General features: G+C 49.7%; 13 protein-coding genes and 2 pseudogenes. 8 read left to right on the top strand and 7 right to left on the bottom strand.

Features of this window, described 5'->3' with window-relative positions; translation table 11 throughout:
* Window positions 1–89: 89 nt before the first annotated feature.
* The 8 genes and pseudogenes from H6F72_RS28180 to H6F72_RS28145 all read left to right on the top strand — a co-directional run.
* Window positions 90–317 (top strand): annotated as a pseudogene (locus tag H6F72_RS28180) (IS1 family transposase); the annotation flags it as partial.
* A 200-nt stretch (window positions 318–517) separates the two neighbouring features.
* Entirely contained in the window at window positions 518–1324 is an 807-nt protein-coding gene (locus tag H6F72_RS28175; RefSeq protein WP_348252389.1) for a transposase family protein, read from the top strand.
* 63 nt (window positions 1325–1387) lie between these two features.
* A pseudogene (locus H6F72_RS28170) lies at window positions 1388–1696 on the top strand (transposase); the annotation flags it as partial.
* Between the two features lie 259 nt (window positions 1697–1955).
* Window positions 1956–2447 carry a cupin domain-containing protein gene (locus tag H6F72_RS28165; protein WP_190443112.1) on the top strand — a complete coding sequence of 164 codons (492 nt, stop codon included), beginning with the start codon at window positions 1956–1958 and terminating at the stop codon, window positions 2445–2447.
* Window positions 2448–2536: 89 nt separating this feature from the next.
* Window positions 2537–3457, top strand: coding sequence for an alpha/beta hydrolase (locus H6F72_RS28160; protein WP_190443110.1), 921 nt, complete (start codon window positions 2537–2539; stop codon window positions 3455–3457).
* A gap of 29 nt (window positions 3458–3486) precedes the next feature.
* Complete coding sequence (locus tag H6F72_RS28155) at window positions 3487–5070, top strand: GMC family oxidoreductase (RefSeq protein ID WP_190443108.1); 1584 nt, start codon at window positions 3487–3489, stop codon at window positions 5068–5070.
* A 64-nt stretch (window positions 5071–5134) separates the two neighbouring features.
* Entirely contained in the window at window positions 5135–5644 is a 510-nt protein-coding gene (locus H6F72_RS28150) for a peptidoglycan-binding protein (RefSeq protein ID WP_190443106.1), read from the top strand.
* Between the two features lie 319 nt (window positions 5645–5963).
* A complete protein-coding gene (locus tag H6F72_RS28145) occupies window positions 5964–7706 on the top strand; it encodes a ShlB/FhaC/HecB family hemolysin secretion/activation protein (protein WP_190443146.1) in 1743 nt (580 codons plus the stop codon).
* 61 nt (window positions 7707–7767) lie between these two features.
* Here H6F72_RS28145 and H6F72_RS28140 read toward each other — a convergent pair whose 3' ends face one another.
* From H6F72_RS28140 to H6F72_RS28110, 7 genes are all read right to left on the bottom strand, one after another.
* Window positions 7768–10047, bottom strand: a complete 2280-nt coding sequence (locus tag H6F72_RS28140; RefSeq protein ID WP_206755471.1) for a CHASE2 domain-containing protein — start codon at window positions 10045–10047, stop codon at window positions 7768–7770.
* A 6-nt stretch (window positions 10048–10053) separates the two neighbouring features.
* Complete coding sequence (locus H6F72_RS28135; RefSeq protein WP_190443101.1) at window positions 10054–10848, bottom strand: DUF928 domain-containing protein; 795 nt, start codon at window positions 10846–10848, stop codon at window positions 10054–10056.
* 40 nt (window positions 10849–10888) lie between these two features.
* On the bottom strand, window positions 10889–13615 hold the full coding sequence (locus tag H6F72_RS28130) for a CHAT domain-containing protein (RefSeq protein WP_190443099.1): 2727 nt from the start codon (window positions 13613–13615) through the stop codon (window positions 10889–10891).
* 132 nt (window positions 13616–13747) lie between these two features.
* Complete coding sequence (locus tag H6F72_RS28125; RefSeq protein ID WP_242017195.1) at window positions 13748–16405, bottom strand: filamentous hemagglutinin N-terminal domain-containing protein; 2658 nt, start codon at window positions 16403–16405, stop codon at window positions 13748–13750.
* A 7-nt stretch (window positions 16406–16412) separates the two neighbouring features.
* The gene (locus H6F72_RS28120) at window positions 16413–17060 is read right to left on the bottom strand and encodes a cysteine hydrolase (RefSeq protein ID WP_190443096.1); all 648 of its coding nucleotides are present in this window, start codon (window positions 17058–17060) and stop codon (window positions 16413–16415) included.
* A 40-nt stretch (window positions 17061–17100) separates the two neighbouring features.
* Window positions 17101–17301, bottom strand: coding sequence for an SDR family oxidoreductase (locus H6F72_RS28115; protein WP_370527573.1), 201 nt, complete (start codon window positions 17299–17301; stop codon window positions 17101–17103).
* 63 nt (window positions 17302–17364) lie between these two features.
* A complete protein-coding gene (locus H6F72_RS28110; RefSeq protein ID WP_190443092.1) occupies window positions 17365–18114 on the bottom strand; it encodes an SDR family oxidoreductase in 750 nt (249 codons plus the stop codon).
* Window positions 18115–18187: the final 73 nt, after the last annotated feature.

Below are 18187 nucleotides of genomic sequence, written 5' to 3'. Positions count from 1 at the left end.
ACCGTGCTCGGAGCCTGCCTAGGCGAGGTGGTTGTTGCCCTGTTGCTTCAGGAAGTTGAGCAAAAGCGCATGCTGTTGCAGCAGCAGGGGTGGGAGGTTCAGATTACGAGGTGCAAGATCTGAGACTACCGAGCCAGCGGCACCGAGCCGTTGGTAAGAAGACAGGGTTGACGAGCTATATTGAGCGGTTCAACAACACGTTACGCCAACGAATCTCTCGCCTAGTGAGGAAAACATTGTCCTTCTCCAAAAAGCTCGACAATCATGTTGGAGCCATCTGGAACTTTATCCATCATTACAACGAAATGATCAGAACCAAGTTGTCTCAAGATCGTGACAACCTGTTTTTCTACATCTTTTACAAAATTGCACTACCAAATCTTACAGTTTTGGTTCTTGAGTTTTGTTAGTCAACCAGGTTCTACGCCAAAGTTCAACGCAAACCCCGAGTACTACAAAGCTTGGCTGGGTTGACAGCTGCTGAATTCAAGTAGCTTTTAGTGGCCTTTGAACAGGCGTGGCAAGGGTATGTGGAACAGCACTATATCAACCGAGATCGGCAACGGCGCTATGGCGGTGGACGCAGTCCCAAGTTGAAGCAGACCTGCGACAAGTTGTTGTTCATCTTGATGTATTCCGGTTGTACCCGACCCAGGAAGTGCAAGGATTCCTATTTGGCATGGGTCAAGCTCAAGCGCATGAGTGGATCTATAAGCTGAGTGGAGTATTGAATCAAGCTCTCGGGTTCGAGAAGCAGTCGCCGGAGCGCGAACCCTATCGATTAGAGGAGGTAATAGCACAGTGCCCGAGTCTGGAATTTATCATTGATGGCACCGAGCGCCGCATCAACCGCCCCAAAGACAAAACCGAGCGCAAGCAATACTACAGCAGCAAGAAGAAGACATTTACGGTCAAGAACAACATCATCAGTCAGCGTCGAGGCAAAGTGGCGTTTTTGAGTGATACTTACAAGGGCAAAAAGCATGACAAAGCTATTTATGATGAGGAAGAGTATCAGTTTCCAGACGGCAGCAAGCTTTGGAAGGATACGGGCTTTCAAGGATATGAGCCAGAGGGTCTGACCACCTTTCAGCCCCAAAAGAAACCCCGCAAGCAGGAATTAAGCGAAGCAGACAAACAGCGCAATCGGGAGATCTCTCGAGAACGAGTAGAAATCGAACATCAGATTGGTGGCATCAAACAATGCAATATTGTGGTGCATCCGTTGAGGAGTCGAACGAATCACTTTGCCGATGCTGTCATGGAGACAGCTTGTGGTTTGCATAATTTTCGCTTGAGCCACCGCAAGCTTAAAAGTGCCTGACTCCAGTCACTCGAAGCGCTTCCCTAGCTTGTTTTGATGACCTCTTTATTTCCGACAAAGTCTATTATTCTCGATAACAATCCGACTCATAAGCAAAAGATGCAAGCACAACTTGCGGTGCATCTAGAACAAATGGGACTGACTGACTCGATTCAAGTTGAGTTTTTGTATTTGCCGTCCTACTCACCAAAGCTGAACTTGGTTGAATACGTAATTCATTTGCTGCGCTTGCGATTTCTGCATCAGCTTTCAATTGGAACGACGCTGGCACAGATTGAACAACAATTGAATCAATTCTTCGCCTCGAACCAGTTTCTGGCAGCAGACCAAGTGCAAAAAACGCTCAATTTCATCTTTTCACTTATTCCCTAATCTTTGGGTGGGAAGGGAGTAAGTTGGCTGTCAACCTGAACTTAAGTTGGATGCCAACCCCATACTTCAGGTTGTTTCATGATTGATCGTTGTGTGGCTGCAAGTATGGACTCTGAATGGACGACAGAGTTGGATTAGTCCCTTAAATTAAGGCCATACAAACGGTTGTAGAAGTGACCTGAGAGGGAAAAAAGAGAGCTGTCAGCGCTGGAATCTTCCAAGAGCCAGTTAGTAACAACTTGTCTACTGGGAGACGACAATGACAATCAACCAAAACGGACTTTTTGTTCAATCGGATCAAGGTCGTTCTTACTACTTTGGTCAAGACCTCTATACCTTCAAAGCCATTGGTGAAGAGACCGGGGAAGCCTATGCGCTTTGTGAGGTTATCGTTGCGCCTCAAGGTGGTACTCCTCCCCATCGGCACAGCCGAGAAAATGAATCGTTCTATGTACAAGACGGAGAGATTGAATTTCAGCTTGACGATCGCACCTTGGTGGCAACGGCTGGAACCTTCCTCCATTCACCCAAAGGCCAGCTGCATCAATTTACCAATACAACCTCTGTCCCCGCCAAAATGTTGGTTTGGGTGACACCTGCTGGCTTTGAGAAATTTATTGTCGAAGTGGGAAAAGCGGTGAATAGTCAAATTACGGCTGCCCCACCTTTGAATGCTAAAGACTTAGATAAGATCCTCACTACTGCACCTAAGTACGGCATCGAGATTATTCCTCCGCCTCCCAAGCAATGACCACAGGACTGCGACCCACCCCTGCCTAATCAGTGACAAGGTGGCTGGGCGATCGCTTTCATGACAGATGAATCAGAGGATAAGCAGCTATGGAAAGAAGAACTAGTTTCGAGAGTAAAGGGTTAAAGTGTGCCGTCACTTTTTACACGCCGGATAATGTCGCACCTGGCGATCGCTGTCCTGCTATTGTCATGGCTCACGGCATTGGCTTAACCAAAGAGATGGGACTGCCGCAGTTTGCTGAGCGTTTCGCTAAAGCGGGGTTCGCCGTCACGCTGTTCGATTATCGATACCTGGGTGCCAGCGAGGGAGAGCCTCGGGGTCAAATGCTCCCGACCGAGCAGCATGAAGACTACCGCAATGCTATTACCTGGACTCAGCTTCAAAGCGAAGTCGACCCTGAACGTATTGGTCTTTGGGGCTTCTCGTATAGCGGTGGTCACGTCCTGCACGTAGCGGCATTCGATCGGCGCGTGAAAGCTGTAGTAGCCCAAATGCCGACAGTGAATGCATTTCTCAATTCTCGCCGTTTGGTCTCCCCCCTTGCACTCCATGAACTCACAAAGTTGCTTGCAGAAGATCGGATCAAACGGTATCAAACCGGAGAGGTGAGCTACTTCCCCTTGGTTGCCCCGCCCGGTCAACCCTCCTTTCTAGCGACACCCGATGCCTTTACTTGGATTGAATTGGCTAAGGATGCCAGCGAAGGTAGATGGGAAAATCGGCTCACCTTTGAATCGATTGAACATTGTCTCTACTACGAAGCTGTGCCTCACCCTGAGGCCATCTTTCCCACTCCGCTATGTCTGATTGTGGGCGAGCAAGACTTCCTGGCCTCTCCCCAATTGGCCGCCGCTGTCTATGCAGACGCGATCGAGCCAAAGTCTTTCACAGTTCTGAAAGGTGGACACTTTGACGGATTCCAAGGAGAAGGCTTTGAGATTGCCAGCACAACTGCCTTGAGCTGGTTTAAGAAATATTTAAAACATAAGCCTGCTTGTGAAACATAAAGCCATTACAAATAACCGAGGAAGATGTCATGACCCAGTATGACTACATTGTGATTGGTGCAGGTTCGGCAGGCTGTGTAGTCGCCAACCGCCTCACCGAAGACAGTGACACAACCGTGTTGTTACTTGAAGCGGGTAACCCAGATATAAAACCAGAAATTCACATCCCGGCGCAATGCCTCAGTCTACAAGGCTCTGAGGTGGACTGGGCATATTTCTCTGAACCCGAACCCTACCTGAATGACCGCAAAATCTTTTGTCCTCGTGGGAAAGTTTTGGGCGGCAGCAGTTCGATTAATATCATGATTTATCTGCGAGGCAATCCTCACGATTATGACCACTGGCAGTCATTGGGGAATCCCGGTTGGAGTTACCAAGATGTCCTGCCATACTTCAAGAAATCGGAGCACCAGCAGCGAGGCGCATCCGAATTTCACGGGATTGATGGAGAGTTGAGCGTCACCGATCCGATTGCGCCTGCTGTGGTATCCCAACGCTTTGTAGACGCAGCAGTAGCAGTAGGATATGACCACAATTCCGATCCTAATGGAATGCAGCAAGAGGGCGCGGGACTCTACCAGTTGACCATCAAGGATGGTAAGCGCCACAGTGCTGCTGCTGCCTTCCTTGTGCCCATTCTCCAGCGTTCCAATTTAACTGTAACGACAGGAGCGTTGGTGACTCGCTTGTTGTTTGAGGATACCCGTACCGTTGGGGTGGAATACCTGCACGAAGGCACGCTGCACCAGGTCGGAGTCAACCAGGAGGTGATTTTAAGTGCTGGCACGTTCGATTCGCCCAAGCTGCTGCTGCTTTCCGGCATTGGCGATGCAGAACACCTCAAAGCTTTGGGAATTCCGGTAGTGGCTAATTTACCGGGTGTGGGGCAAAACCTCCAAGACCACCCTGTGGTGGCTGTGGCACATGAAGCAACTCAGGATCTACATCTGGCAAGCACCAGTAGTGTGGCTGAAGCGGGCTTATTTTTGCATACTGAGAGGAATCTGGATGCTGCGCCAGATTTACAGTTTCTCTTCGGTCCCGTTGTGTTGGCACCGCCCGGTTATGCCCACTCTGGTTTAGGATTCACCAGTTTTGTTTGTTTGACTCATCCCCAAAACATTGGCAGTGTCAGTTTGCGCTCCTCCGACCCTAAAGACGCCCCGATGATTCAAATGAACTTTCTCCAAAGTGAAGCGGATGTGCAAAAGCTCGTGGTCGGGATTAAATTACTTCGTAACTTGTTCGGTGCCAGCGCTTTGGATGAGTTTCGCGGAAAGGAAATTGCTCCGGGTGCCGAGAAGCAAAGTGATGCAGCCCTCGTTGCTTACGTCCGGGAAACTTGCAGTACCGTGTGGCATCCGGTGGGCACTTGCAAAATGGGCACTGACCCAATGGCAGTGGTAGATCCTGAACTCCGCGTACATGGAATTGAGGGGTTGCGGGTTGTGGATGCCTCGATCATGCCAAGGATCACCACAGGCAATACGAACGCACCGACGATCATGATTGGCGAAAAAGCCGCCGATTTAATTAAAGCCGCAGGTTGTGCTTCACAGCAAGCTCCTTCATTGATTGCGCAGAGCACAGCACCAAAGGCGATCGCAAACTAACGCGATCGCACCGATACAGCCCTATTAATCATCTCCTTTGAATGTGTAAATTAGGCAATGCATCATGAGATCTATCACAGTTCAAAACTCAATTCCTCAAATCACTTTTGTGCTATCCAACGTATTTTTGCCAACAGCCTTAGCAGCAGAACTGCTGGGAGTTTCACTGTCTGGTAAAGCGATCTCGCAACCCTGCTGCCTGAGTGAAGCCTTGCCTCTAGACAAAACGCAGATCGCACCTGTATCTTCACAACCAAGGCGTCCAGTTTTGATCGCCACCGCCTATACTGATCTCACATTACCTACCCTGCGACGTGGCGATCGCGGCAGAAGCGTTCAACTGTTGCAGCAAGTTCTCTCAGACAATGGCTTTTTAGGAGCCGCAGGAGTCAGATTAAGAAATCCGAGTGGTGCCGTGGTGGATGGAGTGTTTGGTCCCATTACGGAATCTGCGGTGAGGGATTTGCAGCAGCGGTACAAAGTTCCAGTAACAGGGCAGGTAAATCCTCGAACCTGGGAAGTGTTAGATATGCATGAAAATCCTTATCGAGCCCCGCTTCCTTGGAAAGGATAGTTCTTTGCCAGACTTGGGGTTAACGGGTGAAAAAGAGGCACCGTTTCCACTGCCATCAATGAATGTTATCAACGCATGATAAATGTTTAGTTTCTTCAAGTCCTACTACCCTATAGCCTCGCGCCCTTTAGATTAGTCTGCTGTAGAATTACTTCTTGTAGGCTAGGCTCTGCTCGTTCTACATATAATTGACGCGAAGGCGAAAATTAGTTGATGCGAGGCAGGGGCTATATTTTATAGGATCGAGCTCTGGCTTGTAGTGTTCACAAGAATTGCACTTTATCCTCATTTGAGAAAAGATTTGTGGCATTTGGGTTTGATGCTATTGATTAGTAGCACTACAGCCAATCCGTTGCCAGCCCAAACTGTAGATAAAAATCCAACTTTTGCTTCACAACTGGTTCTTAGCCAAGCTTCTTTCCCACCACCGGATATCTTAGAACCTCCATCCCGCAATATTCCTACCCCAGAAACACCTCAGCCTTCTCCTGTCTTACCACCGCCAGAAGAGTTGCTGCGACCCCCGGCTTCTAGTCCTGACGTCACGCAACCACAACCCTTACCAGATAACGTGCCTGCTACCATAACTGTAGAGCGGTTTGAAGTGGTGGGTAGTACTGTTTTCAGTCCCGCAGAATTAGCAGCGGTAACTCAAGCATTTACTCAGCGCCCCATTTCCCTCGCAGAATTATTTCAGGCGCGTTCGGCCCTAACCCAGCTATATGTAGAACGCGGTTACATCACTTCGGGGGCCTACATTCCACCGCAGCAATTACGCAATGGCGTGGTCACGATTCAAATCGTAGAAGGAACGCTAGAAGAGATTATAATCACCGGAACGCGACGGTTAAAGCCAACCTATGTGCAGAATCGATTGGCGATCGCTACCCAACAGCCACTGAACCGCGATCGCTTGCTCGAAGCTTTGCAACTGCTACAAATCAATCCCCTGATCGAGAGCCTCTCAGCTGAATTATCTGCGGGAACCAGACCTGGCGAAAATTTGTTAGAGGTTCGAGTCACCGAGGCAGAGACTTTTAATACACAGATAACACTGGATAATGGGCGATCGCCCAGCGTGGGGACGTTTCGTCGTCGCTTACAACTCAGTGAAGCTAACTTACTAGGGCTAGGAGACAGTTTCAGTGCTGCTTACACCAATACGGCTGGCAGCAACTCCCTCGATGCCAGCTACACCTTACCCCTGAATGCTCACAATGGCACCCTAAATTTGGCTTACGGCACCTCGGCAAGCCAGGTGATAGAAGAGCCGTTTGACCAGCTCGATATTGATGCCAACTCTCGCTATTACGAACTGAACCTGCGCCAACCGCTTGTCGAAACCCCTCGCGAAGAATTCGCCATTGGCCTCACTGCCAGTCGGCGCGAGAGTCAAGCTTCGTTACTGGGTGGAGATATTCCGTTTCCTGCCTTAGGAGCGGATGAGCAAGGCAAAACCCACATCTCCGCCTTACGTTTTTTTCAGGAGTGGACGCGACGCAGTAACCGAGAAGTGTTTGCGGCTCGCTCTCAATTTAGTTTGGGTCTGGATGCTCTAGATGCCACCCTTAGCGACACCGGACCAGATAGCCGTTTTTTCTCATGGCGAGGACAAGGGCAGTGGGTCAGGTTGCTGGCTCCAGACACATTGTTGTTACTGCGAACAGATGTGCAACTGGCTGCTCAATCCCTGGTACCACTAGAGCAGATCGGTTTAGGTGGGCTAGAAACGGTACGTGGCTATCGACAAGATTTGTTGCTCGCCGACAATGGGTTGTTTGCCTCTGCGGAGGTACGCTTACCTGTTGCTCGGATTCGTCGGTGGGATAGCGTCTTACAACTGACTCCCTTTGTTGACTTTGGCACAGCTTGGAATCGGGGCGATCGCGAAGAAGCTGACCCTAATACGCTGGCATCAGTTGGCTTGGGACTACGCTGGCAAATGGGCGATCGCCTCACCGCTCGATTAGATTGGGGAATGCCTTTGGTCTCGGTTGATGCGAGCAAGGAAACATTGCAAGAAAATGGACTTTACTTCTCCATCCTGTATAACCCATTTTGAGTTAGAGTTTCTGGTTGCGCTTGACGGAACAACGGAATTTCCTGCTGATTGTCTCATGGACCTACTCTCGATTCACCACCACAATGATTTCCGTGCCCTGAGCAGGCTGACTGTGGATGATTAATTCAGCGCCAATCTGATCAACCCGCTCACTCATCCCCAGTAAACCAAATCCCTTCGTTAGATATACTTGATCCACTTCAAAGCCCTGTCCATCATCTTTAACTCGTAACAGGCATTGCGTCTCCTCGTACACTAACTCAACCCAAATTTCAGTGGCTTGGGCATATTTAATCGCGTTGGTTAAGGCTTCTTGGCCAATGCGTAAGAGATTATTTTCCACATCAGGTGGTAAAGCATAGACTCCACCCATGATTTGACAGGTGATTTGAGTCTTCGTAGAAGATTTCATTTGATTGACTAGATGTTTGAGGGCACTAAATAAATCTCCCTCTTCTAAGAGTTTGGGTCGTAGCGCCGCGACTGATCGGCGGGCTTCAGCCAGCCCAGTGCGAGCTAATTCATCCACAGTTTCCAGATGTGCTTGTGCAGCCTCTGCTTTTCTGGTCATGATTTCGGTTGCCGCTCCAACATGCAGCAGAATGCCTGTAAACGCCTGCGCTAGCGTATCGTGAATTTCTCTAGCCATCCGGTTGCGTTCTTCTAAAATGGAGGCTGCTTCAGCTCGTTTGCGATCGCTAATGTCTTGCCCAATACCAACATTCATGCCGTTGGGAAGCCGAATATTTGCCCACGCGGTGTTGACCACACGCTCGTCTTTGGTTCTGATTTTGAGGTCTGACCAAGTGCCAGTTGCGGCTAACATATGGTCTAGAATCTGCTGCTGTTCCGAATTGAAACAACATTCAGCAATTAGGTCAATATGGTGCAGATCTGCGGTTGACCATCCTAAAGTTTGCTCAAACTGATGATTGACAAATTCGATTTCTCCTTCTGCATCGTAGAGTGTAATCATGACAGGAATATGCTCTACGATCGCTTGTAAGAGTTGTTTTTGTTGACTTAGGGTCGCTTCTGCCTGTTTTCGTTCCGCAATTTCTTGCTCTAGTTTGAGAGTCCGCTCTTCCACCCTTTGCTCTAGGGTGCGGGCATACTCCTTCAGATTGTCCCACAGTAGGTAGCTGCTGCTGGTAATGGCAGACGCCGCGAGAGCTAGCAGAGGGGGAATGATAATAATCCACCAACCCGCGAGAAACAGTCCGTATGCACTGCCTAAAAGCACGATTCCCAATAAAACAACTCTAAATGCGGTTTGGCGGGGCGATCGAGATATCCGTCCAATGACGGCTCCGATCGCGGACCAAAATATGATCCATAGCCATTCCAGCGGTTCCGGCCAGACGCTCAATAGAGGACGACCCTCTAAAGCCGCACTGAGCAATTGACTCGTTAATAAAGCGTGAACTGCGACACCAGGGGGTGCTGCAATTAAATCCGTGGTGTAAGAGATGAAAAATTTGTCTTCAATGCTCTCTGCCGTTAATCCAATTAAAACAATGCGATCGCGCATTAAGTTTTTGGGTATGCGACCCCGCAACACATCTGTCATGGAGATAGTATGGAAATCGTTTAGGAATTTGGGAAAGTTTGACAGAATTTGATATCCACCCGCATCAACGCCCACATAACCCCCATCGTTAGACCGCAAAGAAGTGAATGCGGCTCGGCCTAATCGGAACTGACCTTGACTGGAGTCGATCGTTTCTAGCTCGATACCTTCACCTCTGAGATACACAAAGGCTAGTTGTGCTCCTAAGGTGGCAATTGCTCGCCCGTCCTTGTTGCTTAAGTACAGCAAACTGCGACGAATTGTGCCATCGATATCTAAGAGAAGATCAATGGCGCTGACCTGATCCCGCCGCTTTAAGGCTGGAGGTGCTTGAATCACCTCACCCTGAGCCGTTTGAATCACTTTCTCAATCCCAATGAGATTAGGGGTAGAGATGAAAACGTTGATCAGGTCTTGATGACCCGGTTCTACAGGTAGATCTCGAAAGATATCCAGACCAATGACTCTCGGCTGCTGTTGTTTGATGGATAAAATTAACTGAGCCAGCACCGCATCAGACATGGGCCACCGCCCGAGTTGCTTGATGTCTGACTCATCTACGGTAACAAGGACAATCCGGGGATCAGCTGGTTCAAAGTGACGCAGGCGGAACATTTGGTCAAGTGCTGCTAGCTCCAGCAACTGAAGTGCTCCAGCAAATCGCAAAATCAGCAATCCTCCAGCAATGCTGGGAGCAGTTACCAGAACTCCACGCCATCGCCAAATAAACTGCTTCAGGATTGTCCACATAGGATAAACGCGATCGCTCAACACAAGTTATCTGGGTTTGGCTGGGCTGATATTCAGCATCGTCTCCATTCCGCCCGCTTGCAAAAATTCACGCCAAGCTCTGCCGATGTCTGAATCATTGGTTTGGCTGCGCTTTAACTCGAACAGGAGAGCGAGGGGATCATACCAAATGCGATCTTCCTGGTACAGGACAAGGCGCTGTCTGGGGGGTGTTTGCTCAATTTGACGTAAGCGAGCCAGACTAAGCTTCGTTCGTTGTACGATACCTGTAACAAATTGATCGGCAACGCGATCGGTTGGGTTGCAAATGATGGCAAACGACCATACATATGTCCTGTCAATCTCTAAAGGCGCTACCTGATCGGGCAAGGTGATGCTGATGATATCGGGAGTATTGCTCAAGGCGATCGTCGTTCGGTAAATCCCTTGACCCGCTCGATTGCGAAGGCTAAATTCGGCAGTTTCAGCCCTAGTTCTGGGCACGTATACCAAAAATGTGGGATGCGCTGCGACGGTTAAGCCTGGTTTGCTCGTTGGGCTAAAGGCTGTTAAGAACGGACTCTTGGTTCCCGCCACCGCATCTTGAGGGCAAGCAGCGGGATTACGTCGCCCCCCTGCGGCTGAGCTACCCGGATTCGTAGGCGGCGGGGGAGGAGGGTTTGGCTTGCGGGCTTGCTGATATACTGAACGGTTTCCATTTTCAGACAGCGCTGTTGCGGCGCTAGGAGTAATTGCGACAGTCAGGTTGAGCGCGATCGCCAGTTCTGAGGCTAGAGCAAGGCTGATGGATGTATAGCAGAACAAAGATTTGATACAAGACATAAGGTTTTTAAAGAAGTGAGGTCTTTAAAGCGAAGGTTTTTTAGAGCCAATTTCCTAGCAGAACAAACGGCGACCAGTAGTAAGGAGAGTTGTAATCCTCTTGGTGCAACAAACTAACTTGAGCCCGACGCAGAGCTTCAGCCTTCGTCATTCCAGGTTTACCTAACTCCCGGTAAAACTCAATCATGAGCAATGCAGTAGAGCGATCGCCAACTGACCAGAGTGAAGCCAGGGTACTGCGTGCCCCCGATCGCATTGCGACTCCTGCCATCCCCAGTGCCGCTCGACTATCGCCCGTGGCAGTTTGGCAAGCGCTCAAGACCAGCAGTTCGATGGGGTTGGAATTTCCCTCTCTCACCCGGAGCAGTTGATCCAATTGTTTGACGTTGATGCGTCCATCCCACGCCAAAATAAAGGTATCTTCAGCCTTCGAGCTAAACTGACCATGTGTTGCTAAATGAACGATGGACGAAGGAGTAGACTCAATTTGGGTTTGCAGCGATCGATTGGTAAACGCCTGATTCAGCAGCACCTGAGCTGAAATTTTTGTGTTGATTTGATTAATTTCGACTGCAACATTCGGCAATGCTGGAAAGCTTTCGCGAGCTTGACTTAATCCTGCTAGTAGCCCATGCAGCTGTAGACGCTTGATCGGCTGGGGTTGCAATAGGTGTAAACCAGGAGTAAGCGCAACTGCATAGTTTTCAATCAGATAATGCTGACCGTCGTGGAGGACTGCCATTGGCAAACTCCGCAGCCAGCCATCAGGCACAAACACAAGGGTTTTAATCCCACTTGCCGCCAGTTCAGTCTTCACGGGACGCAGGAGTAGATCGTAAACTCGTTGAGCAGCGGGCAACCAATCTTCTACAAAGGCGGTGGGTCTAAGAGATTGACGCATTTGGACGAGGATGCGCTCTACTTCGGTTTGAGCCAGTAGAGTCTTGTGATAGCGCAAGGGTTGATTAGGTAACGCCAGGATCACGGCCAACTGGTTGGGCAAAATGATTGGATAAATGACGGCAGCCTGCGGATCGATTTGATCAATTTTGACGGGACGAGCATTGACACAGGCTTCTCGAAAGAAATTATCTAGTTCTGCTAATTGCAGGGCTTCGATCACCTCACGCGCTTGTTTCAAGTTTTCCTGGCTAGGTGCATTGCTGTCCGATTGCAACAGCAGTTCCACAAATTGTCGGTAGACGGGTTCAACGCTTTCTCGAAACGAGAACTGCACCTCTTGGTTAATCGCGGCTATATCACTGCGGAGGGATTGCAAGGTTTTAACCGCTTCTGCATAGGCAGCCGTTGCGTTTTGCAGATTTCCAGCGGCAGTGCAGGGCTGTGTATCTTGACAGAAGACTCGTCCGAGCTGCCACTGCCACTGATAGGCCACACTGGGCGCATCAATAGACTGAGCCAAACTCAGCGCTTGTTGCGTTAGGGTTCTAGCACTGTCCCATTGATGGGTCGTTTCATACAAGCTGCCTAAAGTGCCAAGGGCATAAGATTCAGCCCGACGATCGCCCATGCTATGAGCTTGTTGAACCGCAGCAGCGAGTTCTTGAGCTGAGGTGCTGAGACGTTCAGAAGATATCTCCCCTGCTCTTTCTACCTCTCTGCCCCTCATTCTGACTAGGTTTTGAGCTAGATTAATGCGGGCATAAATAGCTAGACGACTAGGGGGCAAATTAGTGATTTGAGATTGGAGGTCTGGCAACAAGTGTTGCGCGTCTGTCAGCCGCTCGGCTTCAACCAGCAGACTGAGCTGAGCCAGTTGAACTTGCGTTTTTGTGGTGAGCGAGGGAGCTGCGATTGCTGCCTGTTGGTAGAATGCAAGTGCGGTATCGGTTTCTCCTTGAGCGCGAGTCGTGTTGCTTAAACTGAGGAGAATGCCACTGATGTCAGATGCAGATTTAGCGGTATCGTCTCGAAGCTTGAGAGCGATCGCCAAGCTCTTTTCCAAGACCACCCGAGATTGAGCCAGATCGCCGCCTAAGCGCAGCATCTTGCCTAGATTTCTTAATCCGGCTACCTTGAGTTTCGCATCGGGCTGGTTTTGCAGAGATTGTTCTACTTGGGTGAGCAGCGTTGTGGCTCGTCTGTAAAGACCTTCTGACTGCAACGCCCTTGCTTGATTGATCTGGCTGCCCAAGATACCGCTGGTATCGTTGGTGTGGCGGTAGGCCGTCTCAGCCTGTCGCCACGTTTCCAATGCTGCGGCTGCTTGACCTTGAGTCAGCTGTAGCTCTCCTTGAACGGTGAGCACTTGGGCGCGAACAGGTGAGGTATCGGGATTGGCTGCTAAGTGTTGGGCGTTTAACAGCGAGGTTGCTTGATCGATGGCGTCATTCGCTTGCATCCAATGCCCCAAGTCTGCCCAGGCAGTGGCAAGAAAACTGAGAACCAACGCTTGATTGAGGCGATCGCCTTTCGCCTCGTAGCGGGTTGCAGCTTTTTGCCAGAGGGCGATTGCTTCTGACAGCTGCCCTGCCTGGTAGTGCGCTTCGGCTTGCTGCACTTGGGCGGAAGGAGAAATTGTAAAAGATGGTAGGGAATTGGATGTGATCCTAATTTGCTCTGTCTTCTCTGCCTTCCAGTTGCCAGTCTCTTGTAATCCAACTGCAATCTCTGCATGCAGGCTAACAGCGATGAACAGCCCCAACACAACAAAATGCAGGAATCGCCGCCATCCTTTTTCTGAAAAGAGCCCTTGTACGATGGATTCTCCTTGATGGATTCGCCTGCCCCAGCGCTCCTGATGCATCTACTCGCTTGGCTCCTTTCATTACTGATATCAATGGATATCTATTGCTAGCTGGGTTATTACATCATTATCAAAGATTTTGCAAAATCAGACTAAACAAAATAGATAAGTTAACCTTACTCAAACCGTTCTTTAGCTTCTCTGGCAGAGGGTTAGATGGTCCACCGAATCCTGCCTAACTTGGTTAGGTGTGTTAGCAATCAGAATTATCTCTCCAGTAGGAGCCACTTGCCATGCGATCGCTTCGGTAATTGAGGGATGGGTGGGAGAGGGAATCTCTGAATGTTGACTGTTGGATGTTGAATCAAGGAATTCTCTGTGTCTCTTTGTGTCCGTATCCTCTGCTTCTGGCTGTTGACTGCGGCTCACCTCTCTCTTACTATCCGTTTGCTGCTGTGACACAGCTAACCTACGACGGTCTTGCCAGTTGGCATCATCGTCTAACTGTTGTTCAGGATTGGGCGGCAAGCCCCCGCGACCACTGATAATGAACGAGTCGCCCTGATTAGCAGGACATCCTTGGGCAATCAGGCGCGCTGAATCGACGATCGTTGTGGGTAGCCCGATTAAGCCAGAAGTGGGGTCAAGTTGATTGATGTTGAGTTGGACGCTGCCACTTAAGGCAGACTTGGCTCCGGTCGCGGTGATGTCGCTTAAAGGTGTGTCTTGAGGTCGAGGCTGGATGCCAAAGATGCCAGAGGCATTAATCGAGATGTTACCGCCACGAGCGTTCACAGAATTAGCACGAATGTCGTTATTTTCAGTGGGTACAGAAACAATCGAGCTTGCATTAATTTCGATGTTACCGCCATTACCATTACCACCCGCCGAAGCAGTGATTTGACTACTGTTTCGCAGCAGCAGAACACCTTGCACATTGAGATCAAGGTTCCCACCTTCACCAGAGGCAGTAGCGGCTGTAATTGAACTGTCACGGTCTAGAGAAATCGAGTTGGCATTCACCCGCAATATGCCAGCACTCCCAGTTCCATCATTGCTGACAGTGATACTTGCACCATCATTGATGCTCAAAAAAGGCGTATTAATGGTCACGTTGCCTGAATTTCCATTCGGTGTGTCAGGCAACCCATAAGCTTGTCGTAAGGCTGTAGGTGCAATAGGGGCAGCCGAACCTATATAACTGGGAAGAGCGCCGGGTACTGTACCACTGACCTCAACAGACTCCGTGGCATTGATGGTGACACTGCCACCGTTACCAGTTGCTAAGACGGAAGAAGTAACACTGCCTCCCTTTTGAACCACTAGTCTCGCCGTGTTAATAGTAACTACCCCAGCATCTCCAGCATTGAGAGAGGTAGAGGTCACAGTGCTGGGAGAGGAAAAGAGGGACTTCCCTATCAGTTCTACTGCTTCAGTTGCATTTACCACCACAGTACCACCCCTGCCAGTTCCATAATTGGGAGATGATACGCTTCCTCCATCTAAAGCAACTAACCGCCCTGTTGATACCGTTACCGTTCCTCCAACTCCAGAGCCAAAAGCTTTAGTAGCGATGCTGCTAAGAAAAATAGGATTAATGAATGAAAACCCAATAAGTTGTACTGAATCAGAAGCTTGCACAGTTATGTTGCCCGTCTTGGCAGAACTGAAGGAATTAGTGGCTATTCCTGCCCCATCCCGAACAGCTAACTGCCTAGTCGAAACTGTAATGTCTGCCCCACTTCCAAGTCCAGTAGTTTGGCTAGTCAAGCCAGCTGAGAACCTACCATCTGGGCTTATTCCGCTCAGTTCTAGCGACTGGGCAGCATTTACTTTGATACTTCCTCCCGCTTGAGCCCTTTGGTTTTGAATCAACAGCAGTGACCCATCTGCTAGCGAGACTTGATTTCCTTGTACCTGAATTGAACTGCTCCCACTCGCATAGGCTAACGCCTGTCGCGATAAACGAATATCACCAAAGTTTTGTACTTCTGGGTAGCTGAGGACAAAGCCATCACCAAGACCCACTTGCCCATCGCGTGCACTACCTAACTCGATTCGGCCTTGCTCTGCCGTCAGCGTGCCGCCAGCAATGTTTATATCCCCTCCAATTAAGGCCAAAGTCTGACCTCCTAGCACCCGCAACCCTGCTGTACTATCACCTTTGACAATAGAGGAAAGAATAGGAACTTGAGCGGATAAATCGTATCCATTCCCCTGCACCTCAATTTGCCCCGGATTAGCTCCCATCTGCAACCCAACTGGAACACTAACAGTTAACAGCGGCGTCATTTGAGGATTCGTGGCGCTGTACTGAAAATTATCGACAAAGTCGATGCTGCTGGCTGTGCTGGCAACAAACGAGCCACCAATATTGAGCGAAGCATTGGGACCAAACAGGATGCCATGAGGATTGAGCAAAAACAGATTTGCAGTGCCATTTGCCCGAATTACGCCATCAATATTGGAGGCTGACCCACCTGTAACGCGACTGAAAATGTTCTGTACATTTATGGAATTGTTGAAGTAGGCAGAGCCTCCAGTTGGCACCGAAAACTGGCTGAAGCTGTGGAACAGATTGCCACCCCGTCTTGCCCCACCATCAATCTGAGCATTGGTATTGCCTGTCACTTGCGATCGCTCTCCCACGGGGAGTGTAGTGTCAGGAATGACTTGAGCAGCGATCGGTTGAGTATAAAGCAATGCGCTTACGATACTGGTTGTCAAAATCCACACTTTTAAGGGCGATCGGTTCATTTTGCTGTCCTCGTTCCATAGTTGCGAGCGGCAGAAGGTTACTCTTGGCGCGATCGCTAAAGTCAAGATAAAGGAATCGGGCCACCGCGTCATCACACCGTTACGCCATTGCTTCTATAACATCGTCCGTAGACAGCACTGCATTGGCGATATACCCAAAATTGATCAGTGCCGCTTTATAGCCGTCGCCCAGATCCGGATGTCGAGGGGCAGCCGTTGCGTCCTTGATGACGGCAACCTCAAATCCCTGTTCGATCAAATCGCGCAGGTGAGCTTCAACACAAATATTTGCCAGCATTCCGAGCAGAACAATTTTGCTGATGTTGCGCTTACGCAGTTGCAAAACGAGGTCGTTGCTCTGCGGTCCATAAGCTTTATGAGGACTAACCACGATCGTCTTGCCATCCTCAATGAAGGGCTTGTAGCGATCGAGCCAGTCAGCACCAGAACCCAAGAAACCATCAAGGCTCAATGCACCTTTGCGATCGAACTCTCTGGATTTGAGCATCATTTGCTCCACGGTTCCAGCAAATTTCCAGGCGTAGTCGGTGGGGTAATAATAGTGGGGAGAGATGAAGACCTCAAATTTATTGTGCTTAGCGGCTTTGAAGATGCGTTCGATGTTCTCAATGGTCTTATTCTCCTTAACACTGTCACCTACCAAATCCCAGGAGACCCCTGTTTCGCTCAAGACATCGTTTTGCGGATCGATGACGACTACTGCGGTGTCATTCTGGTTGATGTTCATGGTTTCCCTCCCTACTTGTTGACGTTCACGGTTCTCCTCGTTAAGTACCACCCGCGATGTGGAGCGTTTCCCTAGTGATCCAGGCTAAATCGGAGGACACGAAGAAGACAGCAGCAGATGCGATGTCCTGTGGCTGTCCCATGCGACCCAGTGGGGTTAGCGCTTCAACCTGTTTTTGGTAATCGCTCCCGATCATTCCCGCTGCTTGTATGCCCTCCATTTCCACGATTCCAGGATTGATCGAGTTGACACTCCTTGAAGATTCTCACCGTTATGAGGTGAGTTGGCCGCTTGCGATCGCGCTTCAAATCTGTGCCATACCGCCATCGACAAACAGCTCAATACCATTGACAAAGCTGCTATCGTCTGACGCGAGAAAGACAACGGCTTTGGCGATCTCATCGGGTGTGCCGACTCGTCCCAGAGGGATAGTGGAGGCTTGGCCTTCTATGAATGCCTGCACCTGCTCATCACTCAGTCCCATCAGGTTGTAGCCAGGAGTGGGCACGACACCAGGACTGATAGCATTGACGCGAATCTTGCGCTCCTTGAGGTCGAGTATCCAATTACGGGCAAAGGATCGCACAGCGGCTTTGGTAGCGCTGTAAACGCTGAAGGCTGGGGTACCTGTTATAGAAGTAATCGAGGCGTTCAGGATAATGGAAGCCCCCTCTGGCAACAGGGGCAGTGCCTTCTGCACAGTGAACAATAGACCTTTGACGTTCGTGTTGAACGTTTTGTCAAAGTGTTCTTCAGTGATGGCTCCAAGTGGGGCGACTTCTCCACCGCCAGCATTGGCGAAGATCACATCGAGGTGTCCTTGCTCTTGCTCGATCGTGGCGAATAGGCGATCGAGGTCTTCCATCTTAGAGGCATCACTCTGAACACCCGTAACGTTTTTACCGATCGCTTCTACGGCAGCATCCAGTTCAGTCTGGCGACGACCCGTGATGAAGACATAGGCACCTTCAGCGACAAAGCCCTTGGCAGTAGCAAAACCGATACCGCTGGTGCCACCGGTAACAAGAGCGACTTTCCCATCTAATTTTTGCATGATGATGCCTTAATTGTTGAGTTTGAAAGAGTTGTCTGTAAGAAGTGACAAGACGATGAGAAATGAGAGGGTA

The organism is Trichocoleus sp. FACHB-46, assembly GCF_014695385.1.
In the GTDB taxonomy this organism is placed as follows: domain Bacteria; phylum Cyanobacteriota; class Cyanobacteriia; order FACHB-46; family FACHB-46; genus Trichocoleus.
Note: the sequence above shows the minus strand (reverse complement) of the source record. Positions and strands in the feature narration are given on the sequence as shown.

Bases quoted from the DNA above. Each gene is read 5' to 3' on its own strand.
- H6F72_RS28130 (WP_190443099.1), bottom strand. From the start codon at position 13,615: ATGCATCAGGAGCGCTGGGGCAGGCGAATCCATCAAGGAGAATCCATC.
- H6F72_RS28160 (WP_190443110.1), top strand. From the start codon at position 2,537: ATGGAAAGAAGAACTAGTTTCGAGAGTAAAGGGTTAAAGTGTGCCGTC.
- H6F72_RS28110 (WP_190443092.1), bottom strand. From the start codon at position 18,114: ATGCAAAAATTAGATGGGAAAGTCGCTCTTGTTACCGGTGGCACCAGC.
- H6F72_RS28145 (WP_190443146.1), top strand. From the start codon at position 5,964: ATGCTATTGATTAGTAGCACTACAGCCAATCCGTTGCCAGCCCAAACT.
- H6F72_RS28155 (WP_190443108.1), top strand. From the start codon at position 3,487: ATGACCCAGTATGACTACATTGTGATTGGTGCAGGTTCGGCAGGCTGT.
- H6F72_RS28120 (WP_190443096.1), bottom strand. From the start codon at position 17,060: ATGAACATCAACCAGAATGACACCGCAGTAGTCGTCATCGATCCGCAA.
- H6F72_RS28150 (WP_190443106.1), top strand. From the start codon at position 5,135: ATGAGATCTATCACAGTTCAAAACTCAATTCCTCAAATCACTTTTGTG.
- H6F72_RS28165 (WP_190443112.1), top strand. From the start codon at position 1,956: ATGACAATCAACCAAAACGGACTTTTTGTTCAATCGGATCAAGGTCGT.
- H6F72_RS28135 (WP_190443101.1), bottom strand. From the start codon at position 10,848: ATGTCTTGTATCAAATCTTTGTTCTGCTATACATCCATCAGCCTTGCT.
- H6F72_RS28125 (WP_242017195.1), bottom strand. From the start codon at position 16,405: ATGACGCGGTGGCCCGATTCCTTTATCTTGACTTTAGCGATCGCGCCA.